The sequence below is a fragment of the Borreliella spielmanii genome (assembly GCF_014201705.1).
GTDB classification, from domain to species: domain Bacteria; phylum Spirochaetota; class Spirochaetia; order Borreliales; family Borreliaceae; genus Borreliella; species Borreliella spielmanii.
Genome location: NZ_JACHFA010000001.1, coordinates 288,677 through 310,165, shown reverse-complemented (window position 1 = coordinate 310,165; position 21,489 = coordinate 288,677). Strand labels below are relative to the sequence as shown.

15 protein-coding genes are annotated in these 21,489 nt (G+C 28.0%); 10 read left to right on the top strand and 5 right to left on the bottom strand.

Annotated features, from left to right (window positions below; genetic code table 11):
• Window positions 1–37 precede the first annotated feature (37 nt).
• From dnaE to recG, 3 genes are read left to right on the top strand one after another with little or no spacing between them, the layout of a single operon-like run.
• Window positions 38–3,523 (top strand): DNA polymerase III subunit alpha, encoded by a 3,486-nt coding sequence (gene dnaE, locus HNR35_RS01370; protein ID WP_183223429.1) that lies wholly within the window; start codon window positions 38–40, stop codon window positions 3,521–3,523.
• 35 nt (window positions 3,524–3,558) lie between these two features.
• Window positions 3,559–4,113, top strand: coding sequence for a YggT family protein (locus HNR35_RS01365; RefSeq protein WP_095456370.1), 555 nt, complete (start codon window positions 3,559–3,561; stop codon window positions 4,111–4,113).
• A gap of 9 nt (window positions 4,114–4,122) precedes the next feature.
• Window positions 4,123–6,183, top strand: coding sequence for an ATP-dependent DNA helicase RecG (recG, locus tag HNR35_RS01360; RefSeq protein ID WP_183223427.1), 2,061 nt, complete (start codon window positions 4,123–4,125; stop codon window positions 6,181–6,183).
• On the opposite strand, the gene HNR35_RS01355 is transcribed toward recG, so the two are convergent.
• The gene (locus HNR35_RS01355) at window positions 6,180–6,968 is read right to left on the bottom strand and encodes a M15 family metallopeptidase (RefSeq protein ID WP_183223425.1); all 789 of its coding nucleotides are present in this window, start codon (window positions 6,966–6,968) and stop codon (window positions 6,180–6,182) included. The two genes, recG and HNR35_RS01355, sit on opposite strands and share 4 nt — an antisense overlap.
• A gap of 120 nt (window positions 6,969–7,088) precedes the next feature.
• Here HNR35_RS01355 and HNR35_RS01350 point away from each other — a divergent pair, with 120 nt between their 5' ends.
• The 3 genes from HNR35_RS01350 (at window position 7,089) to murD (ending at window position 11,314) form a co-directional block, all read left to right on the top strand.
• Window positions 7,089–8,438: an MATE family efflux transporter gene (locus tag HNR35_RS01350; RefSeq protein ID WP_183223423.1), complete on the top strand. Its 1,350-nt coding sequence runs from the start codon at window positions 7,089–7,091 to the stop codon at window positions 8,436–8,438.
• Window positions 8,439–8,593: 155 nt separating this feature from the next.
• Complete coding sequence (locus HNR35_RS01345) at window positions 8,594–9,940, top strand: MATE family efflux transporter (protein ID WP_183223420.1); 1,347 nt, start codon at window positions 8,594–8,596, stop codon at window positions 9,938–9,940.
• Between the two features lie 18 nt (window positions 9,941–9,958).
• Window positions 9,959–11,314, top strand: a complete 1,356-nt coding sequence (murD, locus tag HNR35_RS01340; RefSeq protein ID WP_183223419.1) for a UDP-N-acetylmuramoyl-L-alanine--D-glutamate ligase — start codon at window positions 9,959–9,961, stop codon at window positions 11,312–11,314.
• Here murD and HNR35_RS01335 read toward each other — a convergent pair.
• Both HNR35_RS01335 and metG read right to left on the bottom strand, forming a co-directional pair.
• Window positions 11,311–12,354, bottom strand: coding sequence for a lipid II:glycine glycyltransferase FemX (locus tag HNR35_RS01335; RefSeq protein WP_183223417.1), 1,044 nt, complete (start codon window positions 12,352–12,354; stop codon window positions 11,311–11,313). The genes murD and HNR35_RS01335 overlap by 4 nt on opposite strands.
• 9 nt (window positions 12,355–12,363) lie before the next feature.
• A complete protein-coding gene (gene metG, locus HNR35_RS01330) occupies window positions 12,364–14,538 on the bottom strand; it encodes a methionine--tRNA ligase (RefSeq protein WP_183223415.1) in 2,175 nt (724 codons plus the stop codon).
• A 155-nt stretch (window positions 14,539–14,693) separates the two neighbouring features.
• Between metG and HNR35_RS01325 the strand changes: the two genes are divergently transcribed.
• On the top strand, window positions 14,694–15,488 hold the full coding sequence (locus tag HNR35_RS01325) for a 5'-methylthioadenosine/adenosylhomocysteine nucleosidase (RefSeq protein WP_183223413.1): 795 nt from the start codon (window positions 14,694–14,696) through the stop codon (window positions 15,486–15,488).
• Between the two features lie 27 nt (window positions 15,489–15,515).
• Window positions 15,516–16,553, top strand: coding sequence for a phosphate acetyltransferase (gene pta / locus HNR35_RS01320; RefSeq protein ID WP_183223616.1), 1,038 nt, complete (start codon window positions 15,516–15,518; stop codon window positions 16,551–16,553).
• Here the strand turns inward: pta and rsmA are convergent.
• Entirely contained in the window at window positions 16,536–17,381 is an 846-nt protein-coding gene (gene rsmA / locus HNR35_RS01315; RefSeq protein WP_183223411.1) for a 16S rRNA (adenine(1518)-N(6)/adenine(1519)-N(6))-dimethyltransferase RsmA, read from the bottom strand. The two genes, pta and rsmA, sit on opposite strands and share 18 nt — an antisense overlap.
• 31 nt (window positions 17,382–17,412) lie before the next feature.
• The gene (locus HNR35_RS01310; RefSeq protein ID WP_183223409.1) at window positions 17,413–18,669 is read right to left on the bottom strand and encodes a ComEC/Rec2 family competence protein; all 1,257 of its coding nucleotides are present in this window, start codon (window positions 18,667–18,669) and stop codon (window positions 17,413–17,415) included.
• Window positions 18,670–18,785: 116 nt separating this feature from the next.
• On the opposite strand from HNR35_RS01310, the gene HNR35_RS01305 reads away from it, so the two are divergent.
• Together HNR35_RS01305 and HNR35_RS01300 are read left to right on the top strand one after the other, a co-directional pair.
• Window positions 18,786–19,499: a CPBP family intramembrane glutamic endopeptidase gene (locus HNR35_RS01305; protein WP_006433974.1), complete on the top strand. Its 714-nt coding sequence runs from the start codon at window positions 18,786–18,788 to the stop codon at window positions 19,497–19,499.
• A 25-nt stretch (window positions 19,500–19,524) separates the two neighbouring features.
• Window positions 19,525–21,462, top strand: a complete 1,938-nt coding sequence (locus HNR35_RS01300; RefSeq protein ID WP_183223407.1) for an AMP-binding protein — start codon at window positions 19,525–19,527, stop codon at window positions 21,460–21,462.
• Window positions 21,463–21,489 lie beyond the last annotated feature (27 nt).

Below are 21,489 nucleotides of genomic sequence, written 5' to 3'. Positions count from 1 at the left end.
ATTATGGCTTTTAAATTTTTATTTATTTGACTAAGGTTTGTTAAAAATCAAGTTTTATTTTGATAAAATAATTTTAGGTATGAGTTTTAGGTCTAAGTTTATTCATCTACATGTTCATTCTGATTATTCTCTTTTAGATGGGGCTGCAAAAATATCAGATATTGTATCAAAAGCAAAAAAATGCAATATGTCTCATATTGCATTAACGGATCATGGGAATCTTTTTGGAGCTATTAAATTTTATAAAGAAGCTAAAAAAGCAGGCATTAAGCCAATAATTGGCATTGAAGCTTATATGGCAAAAACTTCTAAGTTTTTAAAAAAACATGATGATCTTGGAAAAATGTCTTACCATTTAATTTTGCTTGCCAAGAATGAGCTAGGTTATAAAAACTTATTAAAGTTAACAAGTATTTCTTATCTTGAAGGGTTTTATTATCGTCCAAGGATAGATAAAGAGGATCTTGAAAAATATTCAGAAGGTTTAATTTGTACTTCAGCTTGCATTGGGGGACTTATTCCAAGGCTTATTTTGGCCAATAGATTTGAAGATGCTAAGAATGAAATTCTTTGGTTTAAAAAAGTTTTTGGCGATGATTTTTATCTTGAGCTTCAAAGGCATGGCATTAAAGATCAAGACATTGTGAATGAAAGGTTGGTTGAGTATTCTAGAGAGCTTGGAGTTCCTTTAACAGTAGCTAATGATTCTCATTATGTTAATAGAGAAGATGCAGTTGCTCAAGACATCATTGTCTGTATTGGAACTGGTGCTAAGAAAAGCGATGAGAATAGATTGAAAATGGAAACCAATGAATTTTATATTAAATCCCAAGAGGAAATGTGTGAACTTTTTAATGATTTGCCTGAAGCTTTAGAAAATACTGTAAGGATTGCAGAAAAGTGTGATGAATTTAAAATAACCTTTCCAGGTCCTATTTTGCCTGATTATCAAATTCCTATTGAATTTGATACCCTTGGTGAATATTTAGAATATCTTACTCTTGAGGGGTTGAAATTTAGATATAAAACTTTGACAAGCAAAATAAAAGATAGAGCTTTTTATGAATTAGGTGTGATAATTAGGATGGGTTTTGAAGGCTATTTTTTAATTGTTTGGGATTTTATTAAATTTGCTCATGATCATGATATTCCTGTTGGCGCTGGGCGTGGTTCTGGTGCAGGTTCAATTGTAGCTTATGCTCTTAGGATTACCGATATTGATCCTTTAAAATATAATTTACTTTTTGAGAGATTTTTAAATCCTGAGCGTATTTCTATGCCCGATTTTGATATTGATTTTTGCTTTGAAGGCAGAGATGAGATTATAAAATATGTTACTAATAGATATGGAGAAGATAAGGTCGCTCAAATAATTACTTTTGGGACTCTAAAGCCTAAGGCTGTAGTTAAAGACGTAGCTAGAGTTTTAGACATTCCATTTGCTGAGTCGAATGAACTTACTAAGTTTATTCCCGAAGGTCCTAAAGTTTCTTTAAAAGAAGTTTTAAATGACAATTCTTTGAAAGAGTATTTTACTAGCAAGCCTATTTATAAAGAATTAATGGATGCTGCATTGGTTCTTGAGGGAATGAATAGACATGCTTCAACTCATGCTGCAGGAATTGTAATTTCTAAAACCCCTTTGACCGATTATGTGCCTTTATATAAGGATTATAAGCAAGGCTCTGTTTCTACTCAATATACAATGGATTTACTTGAAGAATGTGGACTTGTTAAAATGGATTTTCTCGGCTTGAAAACATTAACTTTAATAAAAAATGCAGAAAATCTTATTAGAAGTGTAAATCCAGATTTTAGAATAAAAAATATTCCAGATAATGATGTTAAGACTTTTAAGATGCTAGGAGAAGGGAAAAGTGCATCCGTTTTTCAGTTTGAATCTGAAGGGATGCAGCAAATTCTAAAAGATACAAAACCCGATAATATTGAAGATTTGATAGCCTTAAATGCTCTTTATAGGCCAGGCCCTATGCAATTTATTCCTCAATTTATTGCTGCTAAAAAAGGTGTTAAGAGAATTAAATATCCCCATCCAGATTTAAAGGAAGTTTTAAGGCCAACTTATGGAGTTATTGTTTATCAAGAACAAGTAATGGAAGTTGCAAAAATAATTGGAGGTTTTTCTCTTGGCAAGGCCGATATTTTAAGACGTGCTATGGGTAAAAAGAAAGAAGACGAGATGAATGAAATGAAGGTTGACTTTTTAAGAGGCGCTGTTGAGAAAGGGTATGACAAAGAAATTGCTAGTGAAATTTTTGAACTTTTAAAGCCTTTTTCTGGGTATGGATTTAATAAATCGCATGCGGCAGCGTATTCTTTAATAGCGTATCAAACCGCTTATCTTAAGGCTAATTACCCTGAGTATTTTATGGCTGCCAATTTGACAAATGAAATTAATAATAACGATAAGCTTTCTTATTACATTGAAGAGTCAAAAGCTATAGGTATAAATGTGCTCAAACCCGATATAAATCGATCATTTAGAGAATTTCGTGTAACTGACTCTGGAATTTCTTATGGGCTTAATGGGATTAAAAATCTTGGAGGAATTGTTGTTGACTTAATAATTGATGAGAGAGAGAAAAACGGTAAATATAGTTCTTTTGAGGATTTTGTCAGACGTGTAGATGATAAAGTAATTAATAAAAAATTTTTAGAATCTGCAATAAAATCAGGACTTTTTGATAGTTTGGATAAGAATAGAAAAACGTTATTTGAAAATCTTGATCGCTTGATTGAAGTTGTTTCAGAAGATAAAAATAATAAAAAGCTTGGTCAAAATAGTTTGTTTGATGTTCTTGGAAGTCAAGAGTCAATTCAGCAAAGTTTTAATTATCAAGTTTTTGAAGAATATTCTTATTCTGAGCTTTTAGGATTTGAAAAAGAGCTTTTAGGATTTTATGTATCAGGCCATCCTCTTGATCCTTATAAAAAGGCAATTAATAATTTTTCCAGTTTAAATGTTTTAAAAGATCTTGCTGCTAAGAAAGATAGCACTGTTCAATTTTCTGGTATTTTAAATTCAGTAAAAATTATTCAAACCAAAAGGAATAATTCAAAAATGGCTTTTGGCGTTATTGAAGATTTTAAAGGCTCAATAGATATTGTAGTTTTTACAGAAAGCTATGAAAGATATAAGAATTTTTTAATTGAAGGTAATGTTGTTGGGGTTATAGGTAGGCTTACGTTTAATAGAGACAAATTTTCGATTGTAGTTGAAAAAGTTGTAAATATTGAGAGACTCTCAGAAGATAAAGTAAATAATATTCATATTAAATTTTTAAATAATAAATTAAATGATTTACAATTGCTTAATTCTTTAAAGGAAAGTATAAGTGATTTTGAGGACAATTCTGGATTTTCAAATGTTTATTTTTATTTAAGGGAAAATGGCAAAGATTTAAAATTAAAAATGAATTCAATTTTAAACTTTGGGCCAGATGAAGATAAGCTTGATAAATTGAGAAGGTGTGCAATAGTTGAAGATGTTTGGGTTGATTAGGAGGTGCTGTGTTAATTGTTTTAATAGAAACTTTAATGGTATTTTTACAGATTTATAGGATTCTAATTTTAATTAGGATCATTCTTAGTTGGCTTGTGTCTTCAGGAATGAATACTAATGTGTTTTTTAAATTTATACATACTGTTACAGAACCATTTTTATCTTTTTTTAGAAGAGTTCCTTTTTTTACATTTGGCATGTTTGATTTTTCTCCAATTGCAGCTTTAATAACTCTAACTATTTTTGAAAGAATGTTGGCTTACGGAAATTATAAACTTTCTACATTTATTATTTTATTTATTGTTGAAGTTTGGGGGATATTTAGAAGTATTTTTATTGCTATAGTTTTCTTTTTATTATTGAGATTATTGTTATTGCTTTTAAATTTGTTCCAAGGTTCAGACTTTTTTAAAACAGTTGATTCATTTTTACTTCCTTTATCTACTAGGATAAGTGGTGTAATTACTGACAAACATATGTCTTATACCTCACGTTTGATTGTTGGGAGTGCTTTAATGATAGCATTTATAATTATTATTGAGCAAGTTGTATTTGCTATTAGAGTCTTAGGAACATATTTGCCTTTTTAGGAGATTAAAATGTTTTTACATGAGTTTGAATATGAGCTTAAAGGTATAGGTGGTTTTGGTGAGAAGGGGGTTGAAAGGTTAAAAAATCTGCAAATTTTAAATGTTAAAGATCTTATTGAGTTTTTTCCTGTAAAATATGAGGATCGTCAAAATATACAAACTTTTCCAGATTTTTCTAAGATGAAAAGTTGTGATATGATGACGGTGTTCACTGTTGTTGGGCATAAAAAATTTGGGGATAGTTCTAAAAAGAATTTAAAGTTAACGGCTAGAAGTGTAAATGATGAGCCTTTTGAAATTTTACTTTTCAATAGGGCTTTTTTAGAGAATGTTTTTAAAATAGATAAAAAATTTTATATTTATTCTAAATTTACTTATAACGATTATAGCGGTTTATGGAGTTGTTCTAATTTTGATAGTGAAGTTTTTAGTGATAATCCCGAAAGGTTTAAAAAAATTCTTCCGGTTTATTCTTTGACAGAAGGATTAACATCAAAGAAGATTTCATTATATGTAAGAGAAGCTCTTGAATATTTTTTTAAGTTTGGTCAAACAGACATTCCTAAATTTTTGATAGAAAAGTATTCTTTGTTATCGCTAAGTGAGGCTTTAAAAGAGATTCACTTTCCAAGTTCATTAGAAATGCTTGAAAAGGCAAAAAAAACTTTAATTTACAGGGAAATTTTCTTGTTGCAGTTTTTTTCAAGATATAGATCTTCTAAGGTTCTTTTCCGAGAAAAAAAACATTTATCAAGAGATTTGCTTGAAAGAGTTGTTTCAAGTTTGCCTTTTGAACTTACAGAAGGTCAAAAAATTTCTATTGATGAGATATTCTCAGATCTTAACTCTTCTAAACCAATGAATAGATTGCTTCAAGGTGATGTTGGAAGTGGAAAGACCCTTGTTGCCTTGCTTTCAGGACTTCCTTTAATTGAAGCTGGATATCAGGTAGCATTTATGGCACCTACTGATCTTTTGGCTCGTCAACATTATGATAATTTATCCAATATATTGTCCCCTTTAAACATTTCAGTGACTCTTTTGACCGGTAGTTTAAAAAAGAGGGATAAAGAACAAGCGTTGGAAAGTATTAGAAGTGGAACTTCTGGTTTGATAGTTGGAACACATGCTATTTTTTACGAAAGCACAGAATTTAAGAGATTAGCATATGTTATTATTGATGAGCAACATAAATTTGGAGTTTTTCAAAGAGAAGAGCTTAAAAACAAAGGAGAAGGAGTAGACATGCTTTTAATGTCTGCAACTCCTATTCCTAGAAGTTTTGCTTTAACACTTTTTGGTGATCTTGAAGTTTCTTTTATTAAAACCTTGCCTAAGGGGCGTTTGCCTATTACTACTTATTTAGCAAAGCATGGCAATGAAGATAAAGTTTATGAGTTTTTAAGAAAAGAGCTCTTAAAGGGTCATCAGGTATATTTTGTTTATCCATTAATTTCATCTTCAGAAAAATTTGAATTAAAAGACGTTAATAATATGTGTTTAAAATTAAAAGAAGTGTTTAGCGAATATGTTGTCGATATGCTTCATTCTAAGTTGCCGGCTGATTTAAAAGAAGAAATTATGAAGAATTTTTATTCTAAAAAAGTAGATATTTTGGTGGCTACTAGTGTTATTGAGGTCGGAATTGATTGTCCAAATGCAACCTGTATGGTGGTAGAGCATGCTGAGCGTTTTGGACTTTCTACGTTGCATCAAATTAGAGGTCGTGTTGGTAGAAGTAATTTACAGTCCTTTTTCTTTTTACTTTATAAAGAGCCTTTAACAAGTGCTGGAAAATTTCGATTGAAAACTATAAAAGAAAACTTAGATGGATTTAAAATAGCAGAGGAAGATTTAAGGTTAAGGGGGCCTGGCAATTTATTTGGGCTTGAGCAAGCAGGATATTTAAAATTAAAAATAGCTAATTTTGTTGATGATAGAGATATTATAGTCTTGATTAGAGAAGAACTCGACTTGTTTTTTGATGATAATTCTGCTTATGATAATCTTGATATTGATCTGCTAGATAATCTTTTTTGTTCTTATTTAAATGCTGGAAGGAGTATTTAGTTTGTATACTTATCAATTAGGTTAATAAGATTTGTTTTGTTATGATTCCAAAATTCAAGAAGCTTATATTGTAAATTATTAAAATATTTTTTCTGAATAAGGCATGGCTTAGGTCCTATGTATAAGTAGTGCCAAGGCTCTGCTTTATATCCTGTTTCTATTTCGTATCCTTTTGGGTATGAAAGGGAAAATCCATATTTTAGGGAATTTTCATAAAGCCATTTTCCTTCTTTTGTGTTTAGTAAATTATCATCTAGATTTATAAAATCTATTGCTGTTCCCATATGATGCTGAGAGTGTCCTGGAATTGCTGATTGCATTTCTGCGACTTTTTTTCCGTAAGTTTTTACATTGTAATCAAATAAAAATTTTTGGTATTCTTGTGTTCTGTAAGCGGATTTGATTTTAATTTCAATTCCATTTCTTTTTGCATCTTTTATTAGTTGAATTAAATCTTTGATTAAGATTTGTCTTACTCGAAGAGTCTTTGTTCCAAGATTCTGAAGATCTTTAAAATCATTAATATTTACCAGATCAAGTACTTTATAATTTTCAGGAATTGCTATTTTTTTATTTATTAAAGTTAAGAGGTTGTTTTTTTCTGCATCTACCAAAGGCTTTATTTCTTTTAAGAACTGAATAGGATTTTTTTCAATAAAATTTTTGTACTGTTCGTTTATTGGTTTAGTAATCTCTAGTAATATTTTTAAGTCTTTTTCTGAAATATTGTTGGCTAACAAAGCTAGGTTAATAAATAGAAGCAATAAAACATAGAGTGATTTCATATTATTTTATTATACTATATTTTAGTATAATAAATAGTTAATTCTAATTATATATGTATTTTCTAGATTAGGTTAAATTTAGTTAAAAGTAATAAATAAAGGGGAGTATGTATAGGGAATATGGTCAAAAAGTTTAAAAATTATGATCAAATAATAAAAGAGTTATTCATTATAGCTATTCCTACAGCTTTTGAATCGCTTTTATTTCAAATGGTAACTTTTTTTGATAATTTTATGATCTCCTATTTAGGTTCTTTTCATGTTACAGGGGTTTCTTTAGCAAATAGAGTAACTTTTCTTTTTTTTATTATTGTGTTTGGACTTGGTACAGCTTTAAGCTCTTACGTGTCTCAAGCAATTGCAAAAAAGAAATTTCTTCAAATAAAACAATCTTTTGCTTATATGTTATCAATTGGAACTACAATAGGAATAATTTTTTTTATATTTTCATTTTTTTTCCCAAAAAACATTATTAAACTATTTACAACCAATCAAAATTCTTTAAATTTTGGATCAGAGTATTTAAAAATTATTTCTTGGTCTTATATATTAATGGCATATTCTTTTTTATCGGCTATGGGGTTTAAGAGCGCTAAAGAAGTAAAAATACCTTTATATGTTACTTCTATTGTTGTTTTAATAAATATTGTTTTTAATTATATTTTTATTTTTGGTTTTGGCATGGGAATAAAAGGTGCTGCATATGCTACTGTGCTTGCTAGAATTGTGGAGTTTGTTTTTTATTTTTCATATAGTCTTTTAAATAAAAATTCATATTATCGGATAAAGTTTAGCGATTTTTTTGCTTCAAAAATAGTTGTTAGAGCTAATTTAAAGCTTATTATACCCGTTTTATCCCATGAGATTTTTTGGGTCTTGAGTATAACTATTTTACATGCATTTTATGCTCGTGTTGGAAGCATTGAATATGCTTCATTTGCTGTTGCATCAAATCTTTTTGACATTTGTTTTGTATTGCTTCATGGTATGGGACTTGCAACAGGCGTTGTTATTGGGCATTTAATGATTTACGATAAGAAACATGTTAGATCGGTTGGATTTTTTTTATCTTTTTTAGGATTTCTTTTAGGCATTTTTGTAGTTATTTTGCTTATTGGGATATCCGGTTTTGCACCTTATATTTTTAGTAATTTAAATTCTCCTGAACTTGTTAGTGTATTTATTTATGTTTTTGCAAGTATTGTAGTTTTTAAAGCTTTTACGGCTCAAGTTCTTGTTGGAGTTTTTAGGGCTAGTGGCATACCAAATGTTTGTTTTTTTATTGAATCAGGGGTAATTGTTTTTTATACGCTCCCAATTGCTTATTTATTAGTGTTTTATACAAATTTAAGTTTACCAATAGTGATTTTTATTGTAAATGGGGAAGAGATAATTAAAAATGTATTTATCATAATTGAATTTTTTCACGACGATTGGATACGAGAGATTGATTATGAAGAGCTTGATTGAGTATAGGGTAGCGTGATATATTTGATCTTAATAAAAATTTAGTGGTCTTAGTGAGTCTAAAATTAATGCTGATTTAAAAGCAACTCCTTTTGTTTTATTTTAGCGCTTTATTATTTATTTTTGCAAAAATTTTGACTTTTTATTTGGAGAAGTTTATGTATTCATTAAGTGCGTCAAAAAAAGATAAAATTTATAAAGATCTTTTAAAAATTGCAATTCCCACTGCTATTGAGTTTTTTTTATTTAATTTTATTTCCCTTACCGATAATGCTATGGTTTCATATCTTGGCGACTATCCTGTTGCAGGAGTTTCTCTTGCAAATAAATTTTTTGAATTGTTTGTTACTATTGGGTTTGCTATGGTAGGAGCTTACAATATAATTGCTACAAGGCAATACAATCAGGGTGATTTTAAGAGTTTTAAAAATACATTTTTTATTAGTATATTAACTATTATTTTATTTTCTTTCCCGTTCATATTGATTTCTAGAGTGAATCCTTTTTTTTTACTTAGATTGATTTCTAATGATGTGCAGGCAGTTTATTATGGGGCGATTTATTTAAACATAGCTATTTTTTCTTTCGTATTTGCAATCATAAAAGGACTTGTTGCTAATGCTCTTAAAGTTGTTGAAATTGTTAAATTTCAAGTTTACATTTCTATTTTTTCAGTGCTTTTAAATCTAATATTAAATTATATTTTTATTTTTGTTTTTCATATGGGGGTGGTTGGAGCTGCTATTGCAACAACAGTTATTCGTACCTTAGAGCTTATTATTTATCTTATTTATACAGTGTTTAACAAGAATTCAATTTTAAACCTTAAGCTTAATGATTTAAATATTAATGTTAAGTTGTTTGTTCAGTTAATTAAATTTTTTATTCCAATCCTTTTAAATGATTTTATTTGGTTTTTTGGTTATCTTGTATTGACGTCAATTTTTATAGGAATTGATACACATAGATATGCTGCTTATAGCATATCTTTTTCTATTTATTTTATTATCTTTAATATAATTAATTCCTTTTGTATTTCTTTGAATATTATGATGGGTTATGAAATGCATAATAGTAAAAAAGAAGTCATGAAAGTTGCAATCTATTTAGGTAAAATTGGCTTTAAGCTTGCTTTTTTAACATCTTTTGTATTGTTTGTGTTTTCATTTTTTGCTCCTTATATTTTTTATACATTAAAATATTCGCATCTTATAGGAATTATTTTGAGGTATTCTTCTGTTTCTGCTTTTTTTATGGCTCTTGCTTTTCAGTATCTTTTTGGATTTTTTCGTGCAGGAGCATCTCCAAGTTTTGGCGCTATTATGGAAGGTTCTGTAACATTTGTTTATACTATTCCTATTGCCTTCGTTTTAGCAAATTATACAAATTTACCTTTTGAAATTATTGTTTTTATTCCAGCTCTTGAGGATGCAATCAAACTTGCTATTTCACTTCCTTATTTTTATAGTGAAAGGTGGATTAAATCTATTAAAACAAGTTGGTAGGTTTGATATAATCTTATTGTGCGTTTAGACGAAATTAAAAATTTGAATTTTTTAGTCATGGGGTTAGGGCTTAATGGAGGAGGAGTAGCTCTTGCTAGATTTTTATTAAAGCATGGAGCAAAGTTAGTAATTACTGATCTTAAAAGCGAGGCAGAGTTAGCTTTAAGTATTGATTCTTTAAGAGATTTTAATGATCAAATTAGGTATGTTTTAGGTAAACACGATGTAAACGATTTTAAAAAAGCCGATATTGTTGTAAAAAATCCCAGTGTTAAACCCAATAATAAATATTTAAAGCTTGCAAAACGAGTTGAAACGGATATTAGTTTATTTTTAATATTTAATAAGAACCCTATAATTGCAGTAACAGGTACTAAAGGCAAATCAACTCTTGTGTCTCTTTTGTATCGGGTTTTGAAAAAAAAATATCCAAAAGTAAAACTTGGGGGGAATATTGGTGTATCTCCTTTAAGTTTTTTTGACCAACTTGATGGAAGATCTCCTTTGATTTTAGAGCTTTCTTCTTGGCAGTTGCAATCTTTAGAGAATTTTAATCCTATTCTTAGCATTATTACAAATGTTTACAACGATCACCAAAATTATTATTCAAATTTTGATGATTATATTGTCGATAAGTCAAAAATTTTTATAAATCAAACTTCAGGAATTGTGATTATTCAGGATAAGGCTTATTACAAATATTTTTCAAAGTTTGAATCAAAAGCCAAAGTTATTTTATTTTCCGAATTTAATCCTTGTGATTTTGATCAAGATATTTTTTATTCTAATAAGGGCGAAGTATATTTTAATGACAAGTTGATTGGAAGTTTTTATGAGTCAAAAACAGTTTTAATGACCCCCAAGCTTATTGCTTTTTTTGTTTCGTATTATTTAAATATAGACCTTAATCATGCGCTTCAGATTTTAAATAATTTCAAAGGCATTGAGCATAGATTAGAGTTTGTTAAATTGGTTCAAAATGTATTGTTTTATAATGATACAGCTTCAACTATTCCTGATTCTACGGTTTTGTCTGTTAAAAGTTTAAAGACAAATGTTGGTTGTATTAACTTAATTGTTGGGGGAACTGATAAAAATCTTGATTTTTCAAGTTTTAGCAAGATTATAAATCTTGTAAAAGCTTGGATATTGATAAAAGGAAGTGCAACTGTAAAAATTATTAATATTTTGAAAAAAAGTAGCATACAATATTTTGTATTTGATTCTTTAAAAGATGCAGTAAATTATGCTTTTAAAATTTCAAGTCCGGGTGACATTGTGTTATTTTCTCCTGCTAGTGCTTCTTTTGAGCTTTTTAATAATGAGTTTGATAGGGGCTTGCAATTCAAAAAATTAGTTAATATGCTTGCTTAAATTTTTTTTCTTATTACTTTATAATAAAAGTATCTAAGTTTTTCAAGATTTGCATAAATCTTATAAATAAAATTTTTGTAAGTAAAATCATAACAGCCAACTCTGTGAATAATATTTCCCCCAAATCCTGTTTTAAATCCAAAAAGACCAAATAAGGGATGATTTTTATTTGCAATTGGGGGGATTCCTAATAAATCGTATTCTTTTATTTCTAATTTTTTTAAAATTTGTATTGCTTTAAATTGTACTGCATAATTGGGCATTAAATTTCTATATTCTGTACTAGAAGCCCCATAAAGATAAACCGCTTTTTCTTTGTAAATTCCTACTATTATTCCGGAGATAATTATTTTATTGTAAAATGCAATTATCAATTTTATTTGAGCATTTTTGTCTTGTTTGAATATTTTAATGAGGTTTTGTATATATTCTTCTGAGTGAATAGCAAATTTATCTCTTTTGCTAGTTTCTTTATAGAGTTTGTAAAATGTATTTAAATGTTCAAATTTATCATCTATTATTATATTCAGATTTTTTTTTGTGCTGAGCTTTATGTTATATCTTGTTTTTTTTTTCATGTTAAGCAAAATATTCTCAAGAGAATTATTTAAGTTTAATATTGTTGTATTTGAAGGCTGTATGTCGTCAAATGATTTTTTTAGATATTTGATTTTAATTTTTAGTGGAGAGTATGTGTCATTTAGTGTTCTTTGATAATAATACATTAAATCAAATCTTAAAAAAATTGTATTTTTATGTAAGTAAGGTTTTATTTTTATGCTAAATTCTTTAATATTTTTGCTAATTTTATCAATATTAATGTTTTCAAGAGTTTTGTTTGAAAATTCTGGATGGGGAATGTATGCTAAGTAAAAATTTTTAAACAGTCTTCTTTGCATTACAACAATTTTTCCAAGAACATCACTTTTAAATGCTAAGGCTTTCCAATTACTGTTTTTTGTTGTTTTTATTAATGCCCACAGTTCGCTTTGAAGATAATTTTCTTCTATTTCTTTTATTTCTATTTTTTTAATAATCATTAAAAGCTCTTAACAAACTATTCCGTTCGGTATATCTTTAGATAATATTTTGTTCTTAGAATGTTCTAATATTAAGTTTATTCCGTTTATTTTAAGCTCTCCGTTTTCTGTTACTATGTTAGCTTTTGAAAATTTATTTATGTCAATTTTAGGCGGGCAGATAGGATCTTTATTTTTGTCGTTTTCAAGTATTATTCTCTCCCCAGCAGTAGGATTTTCAATTGAATCTTCTACGATTATAACTTTAAAATTTTTATTTTTGTCTTCAGCAGCTATTAGCATTCCTTCGGATTTTATTCCCCTAAACTTTGCAGGCTTTAAATTATCTACTATTATTATATGTTTGCCTAAAAGCTCTTCTTCTGTATAATGCCCCTCAAGACTACTTACTATTTGTTTCTCTCTATTAGTTCCGGCATCTAGTTTTAATATGAATAAGTTTTTAGCCTCGGAATTTCTTTCTATTTTATTTATTTTTACAACCTTTAAGAGTACTTTTTCTCTAAATAAGTTTTCTGGTTGTTCTTTTTCGTTCATGTTTTTTTCTCCTGAATATTTTAGCCTTAAATCATTGATTTTTTTTTGCTCTAGTTTATTAAATAATATTTCTACGAATTCAATTTTTTTAATTCCCGATTTAGTTCCAAGAATTTTGGTAGAAAATTGATAGCTATTACCAAAGAATTTTTGTATCTTTTTGCTTGTTTCAGGAATGAATGGCATCATTAAAATAGACAAGTCCCTGATTAGGTATATTAAATTTAAGATTAGCTCTTTTGTTTCTTGTGGAGCACTGTCTTTTTTTTTCCAAGGCTCGTTGTCTTGAAATATTTTGTTTCCAAAAGATGAAATTTGAAGGATTTCTTTGAGTGCAGATTTTAGTTCTGTCTTTTTAAAAAGATTTAGTATTTTATTGTATTTTGGTGTTATTTGTTTCCAAAATTTATGTTGAATTTCTATTGTTTCTAATATATCTCCAAAGAATTTTTTTTGAAATGTTAATACTCTGTTGACAAGATTTGAAAAATTATCAATAAGCTCTGTATTTACTCTTTCCATAAGATCTTGCCACATAAATTGAAAATCAGATTTTTCAGGTCTGTTGTAATAGATATAAAATCGCCAAACATCAGAAGGGATTCCTGTGCTAATAGCATCGTTTCCAAAAATCCCTGTTCCTTCTGATTTTGAAAATTTAAGATTTTCGTAATTTAAGTACTCGCTTGATGAGAGTTGATTTAATATTGTCCAATTTTCTTTACTTCCAATTTCTATGCAAGGGAATATAATTGTGTGAAACAATATATTGTCTTTTCCAATAAATTGGACAAGATTTACTTGTTCATTGTTTTTCCACCAAGATTCCCAATTTTTTACAATGTTTTTGGTAATTGAAATATATCCTATTGGGGCATCAAACCAGACATAAAATACTTTATTTTCATAGCCTTTTTTAGGAACAGGAATTCCCCATTTTAGGTCTCTTGTAATTGCTCTTTCTTTAAGACCATCTCTTAAAAAAGCATTAGTCATTTTAAGTGCATTGGTATTCCAATTTTTGTTGGTAGTTGAATTTTTTATCCATTTTTCTAGTTTTGTTTTTATTTTGGGAAGATCTATATAAAGATGATTGGTTTTTTTTAAAATAGGTTTGTTTTTACAAATTATGCATTTTGGATTTATTAGGTCTATTGGATTTAAAAGCTTAGAACAGTTTTCGCACTGATCCCCTTTAGCCGTGCTTTGGCACTTTGGGCATTCTCCTATTACATATCTATCAGCTAAGAATATTGAATCTTTGTTGCAAAAAAATTGTTCAGTTTCTCGCTCTTTTATATAACCATTTTTTTCTAATTTTAGGAAAAAATTTTGTACAATTTCTTGATGGTGCTTATTAGTTGTGCGACCAAAGATATCAAATTCAATATTGAACCATTTGTAAATTGATTTATGTATTTCATAATATTTGTTGCAAAGTTCTAAAGGGGCGGTCTTCTCAATTAAGGCTTTAGTTTCTGTAGCTGTTCCATATTCGTCTGTTCCACAGACATAAAGAGTTTCAATTCCCGACATTTTTGAATATCTTGCAAAAGCATCGGCTGATAATACTTGCACTAAATTTCCAAGATGAGGAATGTTATTAACATAGGGTAGAGCAGCTGTAACTAGATTCATTTTTTTCATTCAGGTTCCCCTTTTTTAAGCTATTAATATTGTAATACGGATAGGATAATTTTTTTCAATACCTTTTATAAAAATTATTTCAAAATTAACTCAGTTTTGGTTTTTTTTATAAAATAATGTTATAAATATTTTTGTACTATAAGGAGTATGAGTTTATGAACAATTTTTTAATAAAATTTTTTCTTTTTTTATTAGTTTTTTCAAATAGTTATATTGCTTTTTCTAGAAATATCAATGTTTTAATAGTAACTGCTATGGACTCTGAGCTTGAGCAGATAAATAATCTTATGTCTAACAAGGAAGAAATAGTACTTAAAGAGTATGGTCTTAATAAAAAGATTTTAAAGGGGAAGTTGTCTAATCGTAATGTTATTGCTATTGTTTGTGGGGTTGGAAAGGTTAATGCAGGTGTTTGGACTAGCTATATTTTGTCAAAATATAATATAAGTCATGTAATTAATTCTGGGGTTGCTGGAGGTGTTGTTACTGATAAATACAAAGATATTAAAGTGGGGGATGTGGTAGTGTCCTCAGATGTTGCATATCATGATGTTGATTTGACTAAATTTGGACACAAAGTAGGACAGCTTATGGGATTGCCTCAAAAATTTAGTGCCAATAAAAATTTGGTTAATAAAGCTACAGAAGCTGTTAAATCAAATATTGTAGGTGTTAATGCATATTCAGGGTTAATATTATCAGGAGATCAGTTTATTAACCCAACTTATATTAACAAAATTATAGCAAACTTTAAAGATGTAATAGCTGTTGAGATGGAAGGTGCAGCAATAGGGCATGTTTCTCATATGTTTAATGTACCTTTTATAGTTATTAGATCCATATCTGATATTGTAAATAAAGAAGAAAATGAACTTGAGTATAGTAAATTTCTTAAGTTAGCTGCTTTTAATTCGGCTAAAGTTGTGCAAGAAATTTTAAGAATTCTTTAATAAATTGTGTTATTATTCCCTAATAAGGTGTTTTGTTTAAAAGATTATGTTTTTAAGAAAGCAGAAATATTCACAAAAGAGAATAAGCTTAAAGGCAGTATAGTTTTTCCCGAAAGCAGTGATTCTAGAGTTTTGAGGGCAGCTGTTGTTGTTTTGCAAAAAAATCTTGCAAATTCAATTATTTTGATAGGGAAAAAAGATCCTGTTATGAATTCTTTAAAAGAATTTTCCAGTTGTAATAATATTTTAGAAAGAATAGAGGTTGTTGATCCTAATTCTTTTCCAGATATTGAAATGTATTTGGATGAGTATTGGAGTTTGCTAAAGTCAAAAGGAGCTACGAAGCAAAGTTTAAAGACTCAAGTTTTAGATGAAATTACTTTTGCTATGCTTATGGTAAGGCTTGGTTATGTTAAGTCTTGTGTTTGTGGTGCTATTTCGACTTCTGCTAAGGTTCTGTCTAATGCTTTGAGAATAATTCCTAAGTTGGATGGTGTTAAGATTATATCATCTTTTATGATTATGGATACTTTAAATGTTGCTCGCAATGTTGATTTTTGTTTTGGGCATGATGGAATTTTATTTTTTGCAGATTGTTCTGTAGTAGTTAATCCTAATTCTTTAGAGCTTGCTGAAATTGCATTGCAAAGTGCTAAATCTTTTAAAGATATTTTAAATGTAAAGCCCAAGGTTGCTCTTTTAAGTTTTTCAACAAAAGGATCTTCCAATGCTAGAGAAACTGAAAAAGTAAAGAATGCTTTAAATATTGTGAAGAATAAAGAGGGCGATTTGCTTATTGACGGAGAGCTTCAACTTGATTCAGCCATAATTAAAAGTGTTGCAGAGAAAAAATGCAGAGAATCTTTGGTAGCAGGGTCTGCTAATGTTTTAATATTTCCCAATTTAGATGCTGGGAATATTGGATATAAATTAGTAGAGAGATTTGCTTTTGCTAAAGCCTACGGTCCTTTTTTACAAGGTTTTGCTAAGCCTGTTAGTGATCTTTCAAGGGGTTGCTCTGTTGATGAAATTGTATTTGCAAGTGCTTTAATGATAAGCAGTTAAAGTATTGGAAATTTGTATAAATTCTTCAATAGAAATGTTTTCAGGTCTTTTGTCTAAATATTCTTTTAAAAAATTTTCTTTTAAAATAGTTTTATTTGCGATGAAATTAATAATGGTGTTTTTTAGCTTCTTTCTTCTGTTTGAGAAGACAGTTCTAATCAATTTGTTGAATTCTTTAAAGTCTTTTATGTTATTTTTTTTAGGAATTAATTTTAGTGTTGTAGATTTAACTTTAGGTGCAGGATAAAAATTATTTTCTCCTATATCTATTATTTTAATTACTGTGAAGTGCGATTGTACTAAGACTGTAAATGAAGAATAGTTTTTGCTATTTATTTTTGCAGTTATTCTGTCGGCCAATTCTTTTTGTACTGTGAGTACCATTTCTTTTAAAAAATTTTCTTCAATTAATTTAGATATTACTTTTGATGCAATATTGTATGGTAAATTTGAAAATATTTTATCAATGTTTTTATTTTCGGTTGGGTATTTTTTAAAAAAATCTCCTTTTATTAATTTAAAGTTTTTTAATTTTCCAAATTTTTCATTTAATATTTCTGAATATTTTAAATCAATTTCAAATGCGGTTAAAAGATTGGTTTTTTTTAATAAAATATCAGTCATTGCGCCAAGGCCCGGGCCAATTTCCCAGATTTTTTCATTTTTTTTTATATCTAAGCTTTCTATTATTTTTTGCCTTATACTTTCGTTGATTAAATAATTTTGTCCCCAAAGTTTTCTTGGAGCTATCTTTCTTTCTTTTAATGTTTGTTTTATGCTAGTTATGCTGTTGTAGTTAATGTTCATAGATAAAAGAGATAGTAGCATATTATTCTTGATATTGTCAGCTATTTTTGAATTATTTTGAATTTTTTTTAGTTTCGTTATTATAAATAATGTAAGTTATAAGGAGAATGCTTAATATTAAAAATATGGGTATTTGGTGGTGTTTGACTATAAAGAATTTGCTAAAAAATATTGTTACTATTTTTATTGTTTGGAATATGTAAGCATTTGTAAGATCAAAGAGAAAAAATAAATTCAAGTTTAAAAAGTAAGTTATTAAGCTTAATATTGTTATTGCCAAGAAAATTAATGTTAATGGAATAATTATTAAGTTTGATAGTATTGATATTGGTGTTAGATCAAAATTGTTAACATAAATTATTGGTGAAGTGAATATTTGAATAAAAAACGTTGTAAGCATTGATGATGTTAGTCTTTTAAGATTATATCTATTTTTTAGATACATCGATGCTGATATCCCTATTGTTGCAAGATAGGAGAGTTGAAATCCTATTGAATTTAGTGTTTCGGGGAATGCAATAGCATTTATTATAAAGCTAATAGATATGCAGCTTATTAAATTAATCTTGCCGTAAATTAGTTTATATATTATAAGAGATTCTGTCATTAAAAATGATCTTAGTGTTGAGGGTGTAAATCCAGTTAATATTAGATAATTTAATAAAATCATGCTTAGTATTAAGTATTTTAATTTTTCATTTGTGATTATTAAAAGCAAATAGTAACTTATTAAACTCATTAGATAAAAATGTAATCCAGACACTACTAAAATGTGGGCAATTCCCGCATTTTGAAATAATGTTTTTTCATATTTTGTTATTTCTGATTTGATATTCAAAATTATTGTTTTTGAAAAATGGGAATAACTAGGATTTAATGAGGTAAAAAAATTATTTAAAGCATTTGTATATTTTCCTTTAAGTTTGGAGAAAAAAGGTCTTTTAATAAGTTGTATTTTTTGGTTTTCAATTTTAATGGTATCTCCTATTTTGTAAATATTTTCAATATTCTTGAAGTTGAATTTGTGAGTATTTGCGTTATTGTCAATTACTTCGATAAGGGTTTTTGAATCTTTTTTTAAATTTTTAATGTTTACTATTTGATAAGTATTTTTTTTAAATGTTTTAAAATTTAATCTAGCTTGAAAGCTTAATAGCAATATTGTGCAAAAAATAAAACTAAATGCCAAGTGTTTGTTATTTTTTATTATAAAAAATAATGCTAGCATTGTATTGAAATAAATCAAATTGAGTTTTAAATAGTATTGAATTGATAAATTAAGTGAAATTAGGATAAATATTAAAATCATTTACAATATTCTCATTTTTTAATTATAAATAATTATCTTTTGAATTTTAATTTGTTTTGATTAATCAATCAATAATTCTTCATTGACAATTAATAAGTATTTAATTACAATACTTTATGCAATTGTTAAAAAATAAATATTCATTCAAGCTAGCTTTGCTTGATCTTTTTTTGGTCTATATAGTTATTTATCTTGCATCTCCTTTTGAAAATGTCGATTCAGAATTTTGGAATGTTAATGAAAATCATTATTATTTTTGGATTTCAAGATCTTTTTTAATTGTTTTTATAATTTATTTTTTTAAACTTACCAGTTCTTGCGATGATTTTAGAGTGGAGTTTTTTATTCCTAAGTTTAAATTTATTTTTATTTGGGAATCTGTTTTAATTTTTATTAAAACAATATTGATTGCAATGATATTCATTTTTTTAATAGCTTTTCTACTTGAATATCTGTTGCCAGAATCGGCATTTGCCTATTATTTTCAAAACAATGTTGGGTTTAATTGGAAAATTAGTAGTAAAAAAACATTATTCTTAATGACTTTTACCTCTTTATTTACAGGAGCTTTTGAAGAGCTTTTTTACAGGGCTTTTGTTATTACTAAGTTTGCACAAATGGGATTTCCTGTTTTAGTCGCCGTTTTTCTCAGTAGCATATTTTTTGCTTATGGGCATTTGTATTATGGAATTTTAGGATTTTTGGTTACATTTATATTAGGAATATTTTTTGCTTTTATCTATTTAAGGTATAAAAATGTATATTATATAATTTTTATACATAGTTTTTATAATATTATTGTTAGCAGTCTGTTGCTTGTTTTAAATTAATTTTAAATTGATTTGAGGGGTATTTATGAGAGATACTGTGCCTAAGCGTTTTAAAGAGGTGGTAACTCTTTATAGTGAGCTTGATATTTTTATATACAAGGAAGGAGATTCTAAAAGCTTTAAGAAGCAAATATACTCTGATTTTTGGAATGAAACAAAAAGAATAGCTTCTGGGCTTTTGCATTATGGCATCAAAAGGGGAGAAAAGGTTGTAATTATTTCTGATTCTAGAAGGGAGTGGATAATAATTGATGTTGCTACTTTGGGGTTAGGTTGTGTGGATGTTCCAAGAGGGAATGATTCTTCTGAGGATGAATTAACTTATATTATTAACCATTCTGAATCTACTTTTATTTTTGTTGAAAACAATAAACAGCTTCAAAAAGTTTTATCCAAAAAACATGATCTTAGATTGGTGAAGTGTATTGTTGTTATTGATGATGATAAATCTTATGAAGAAAAAATGGGTAATATTACTATATTTTCTTATAAAAAATTACTAGAGCTTGGAGCTGAGTATTTAAGAGTTAATCCAAAATCATTTGATATGGAGATTGAAAAAGGTTCTTCAAAAGACATTGCAACTATAATATATACTTCTGGTACAACAGGTATGCCAAAGGGAGTAATGTTGAGACATGAATCTTTTATTTTCCAATTAGACAGACTTTATGATTATCTTCCAACGCTTAAGCCTGGTAAGATAATGATTTCTATTCTTCCCCTTTGGCATTCTTTTGAGAGGGCTTGTGAATATATAGTTGCTTTAAAGGGTATAGCAATTGCGTATTCAAAGCCCATAGGTCCTGTTTTGTTAAAAGATTTTTTACTTTTAAATCCCCAGATGATTATTTCTGTACCTAGAATTTGGGAAGGTATAAGAATAGGTATTATTAAAAAGGTATCAGAATCTTTGATTAAGAAGCTTATGTTTGGAGGGTTTTTAAAAATTGGAATTGTTTATGCAAAGCTTAAGGAAAAATTTTTAGGTTTTTCACCTGTTTATAAAAAACCCAATTTGTTTATTTCGCTTTTTTTAAAGTTATTTTTATTTGTTGGGATGATTTTAATTCTCCCTGTTAAATTATTAGGTGATATTTTGGTATTTAAAAAAATAAAAAAAGCCCTTGGACAAAATTTTGAATTTGGAGTTTCTGGTGGCGGGGCGTTGGTTGATTATGTTGATTATTTTTTCAAGGCTGTAGGAATTAAAGTTCTTGAAGGTTATGGTCTTACTGAAACGGGCCCCATTTTAAGTGTTAGACGTTTTAAAGGCCCTGTAGCAAGAACCGTAGGGCCTATTTTGCCAGATGTTGAATACAAAGTGGTTGGAATTGATGGAAAAGTTTTGCCTTATGGAGAAAAAGGTGAGCTTTGGGTAAAGTCTCCACAGGTAATGAGTGGTTATTTTAAGGATAAGGCTAAGACTAGTGAAGTTTTAACAGAAGATGGTTGGTTTAATAGTGGAGATTTAGTTAGGTTGACAATTAATAATGAAATTTCAATTGTTGGTAGAAGTAAAGATACAATTGTTCTCCGAGGGGGAGAAAATATTGAGCCCGAGCCTCTTGAGAGGGTTTTAGGCAAGTCTTTATTTATTGAAAATATTATGATTGTCGGTCAAGATCAAAAATTTTTAGGAGCTATTATTGTACCTAATTTTGACAATCTTGAAAAGTGGGCAAATTCTAGTGGGGTGTCTTTTTCTTCTAGAGGTGATTTATTGGCTAATGAGGATGTTAATAAACTTTATTCTAAGCATATCTCAGATACTATTAATACAAAATTAGGTTTTAAAAGTTTTGAAAAAATAGTAGGTTTTACCCTACTCCAGGATTCTTTTTCAATTGGGGAAGAGCTGACCAATACTCTTAAGTTAAAAAGATATTATATATCTCAAAAGTACGAAGATAAAATAAGATTAATTTTTAGTAAAAGTGATCTGGATTTAAACGGATATTAGACAAGAAAATTTTATAAAATTTTCTTG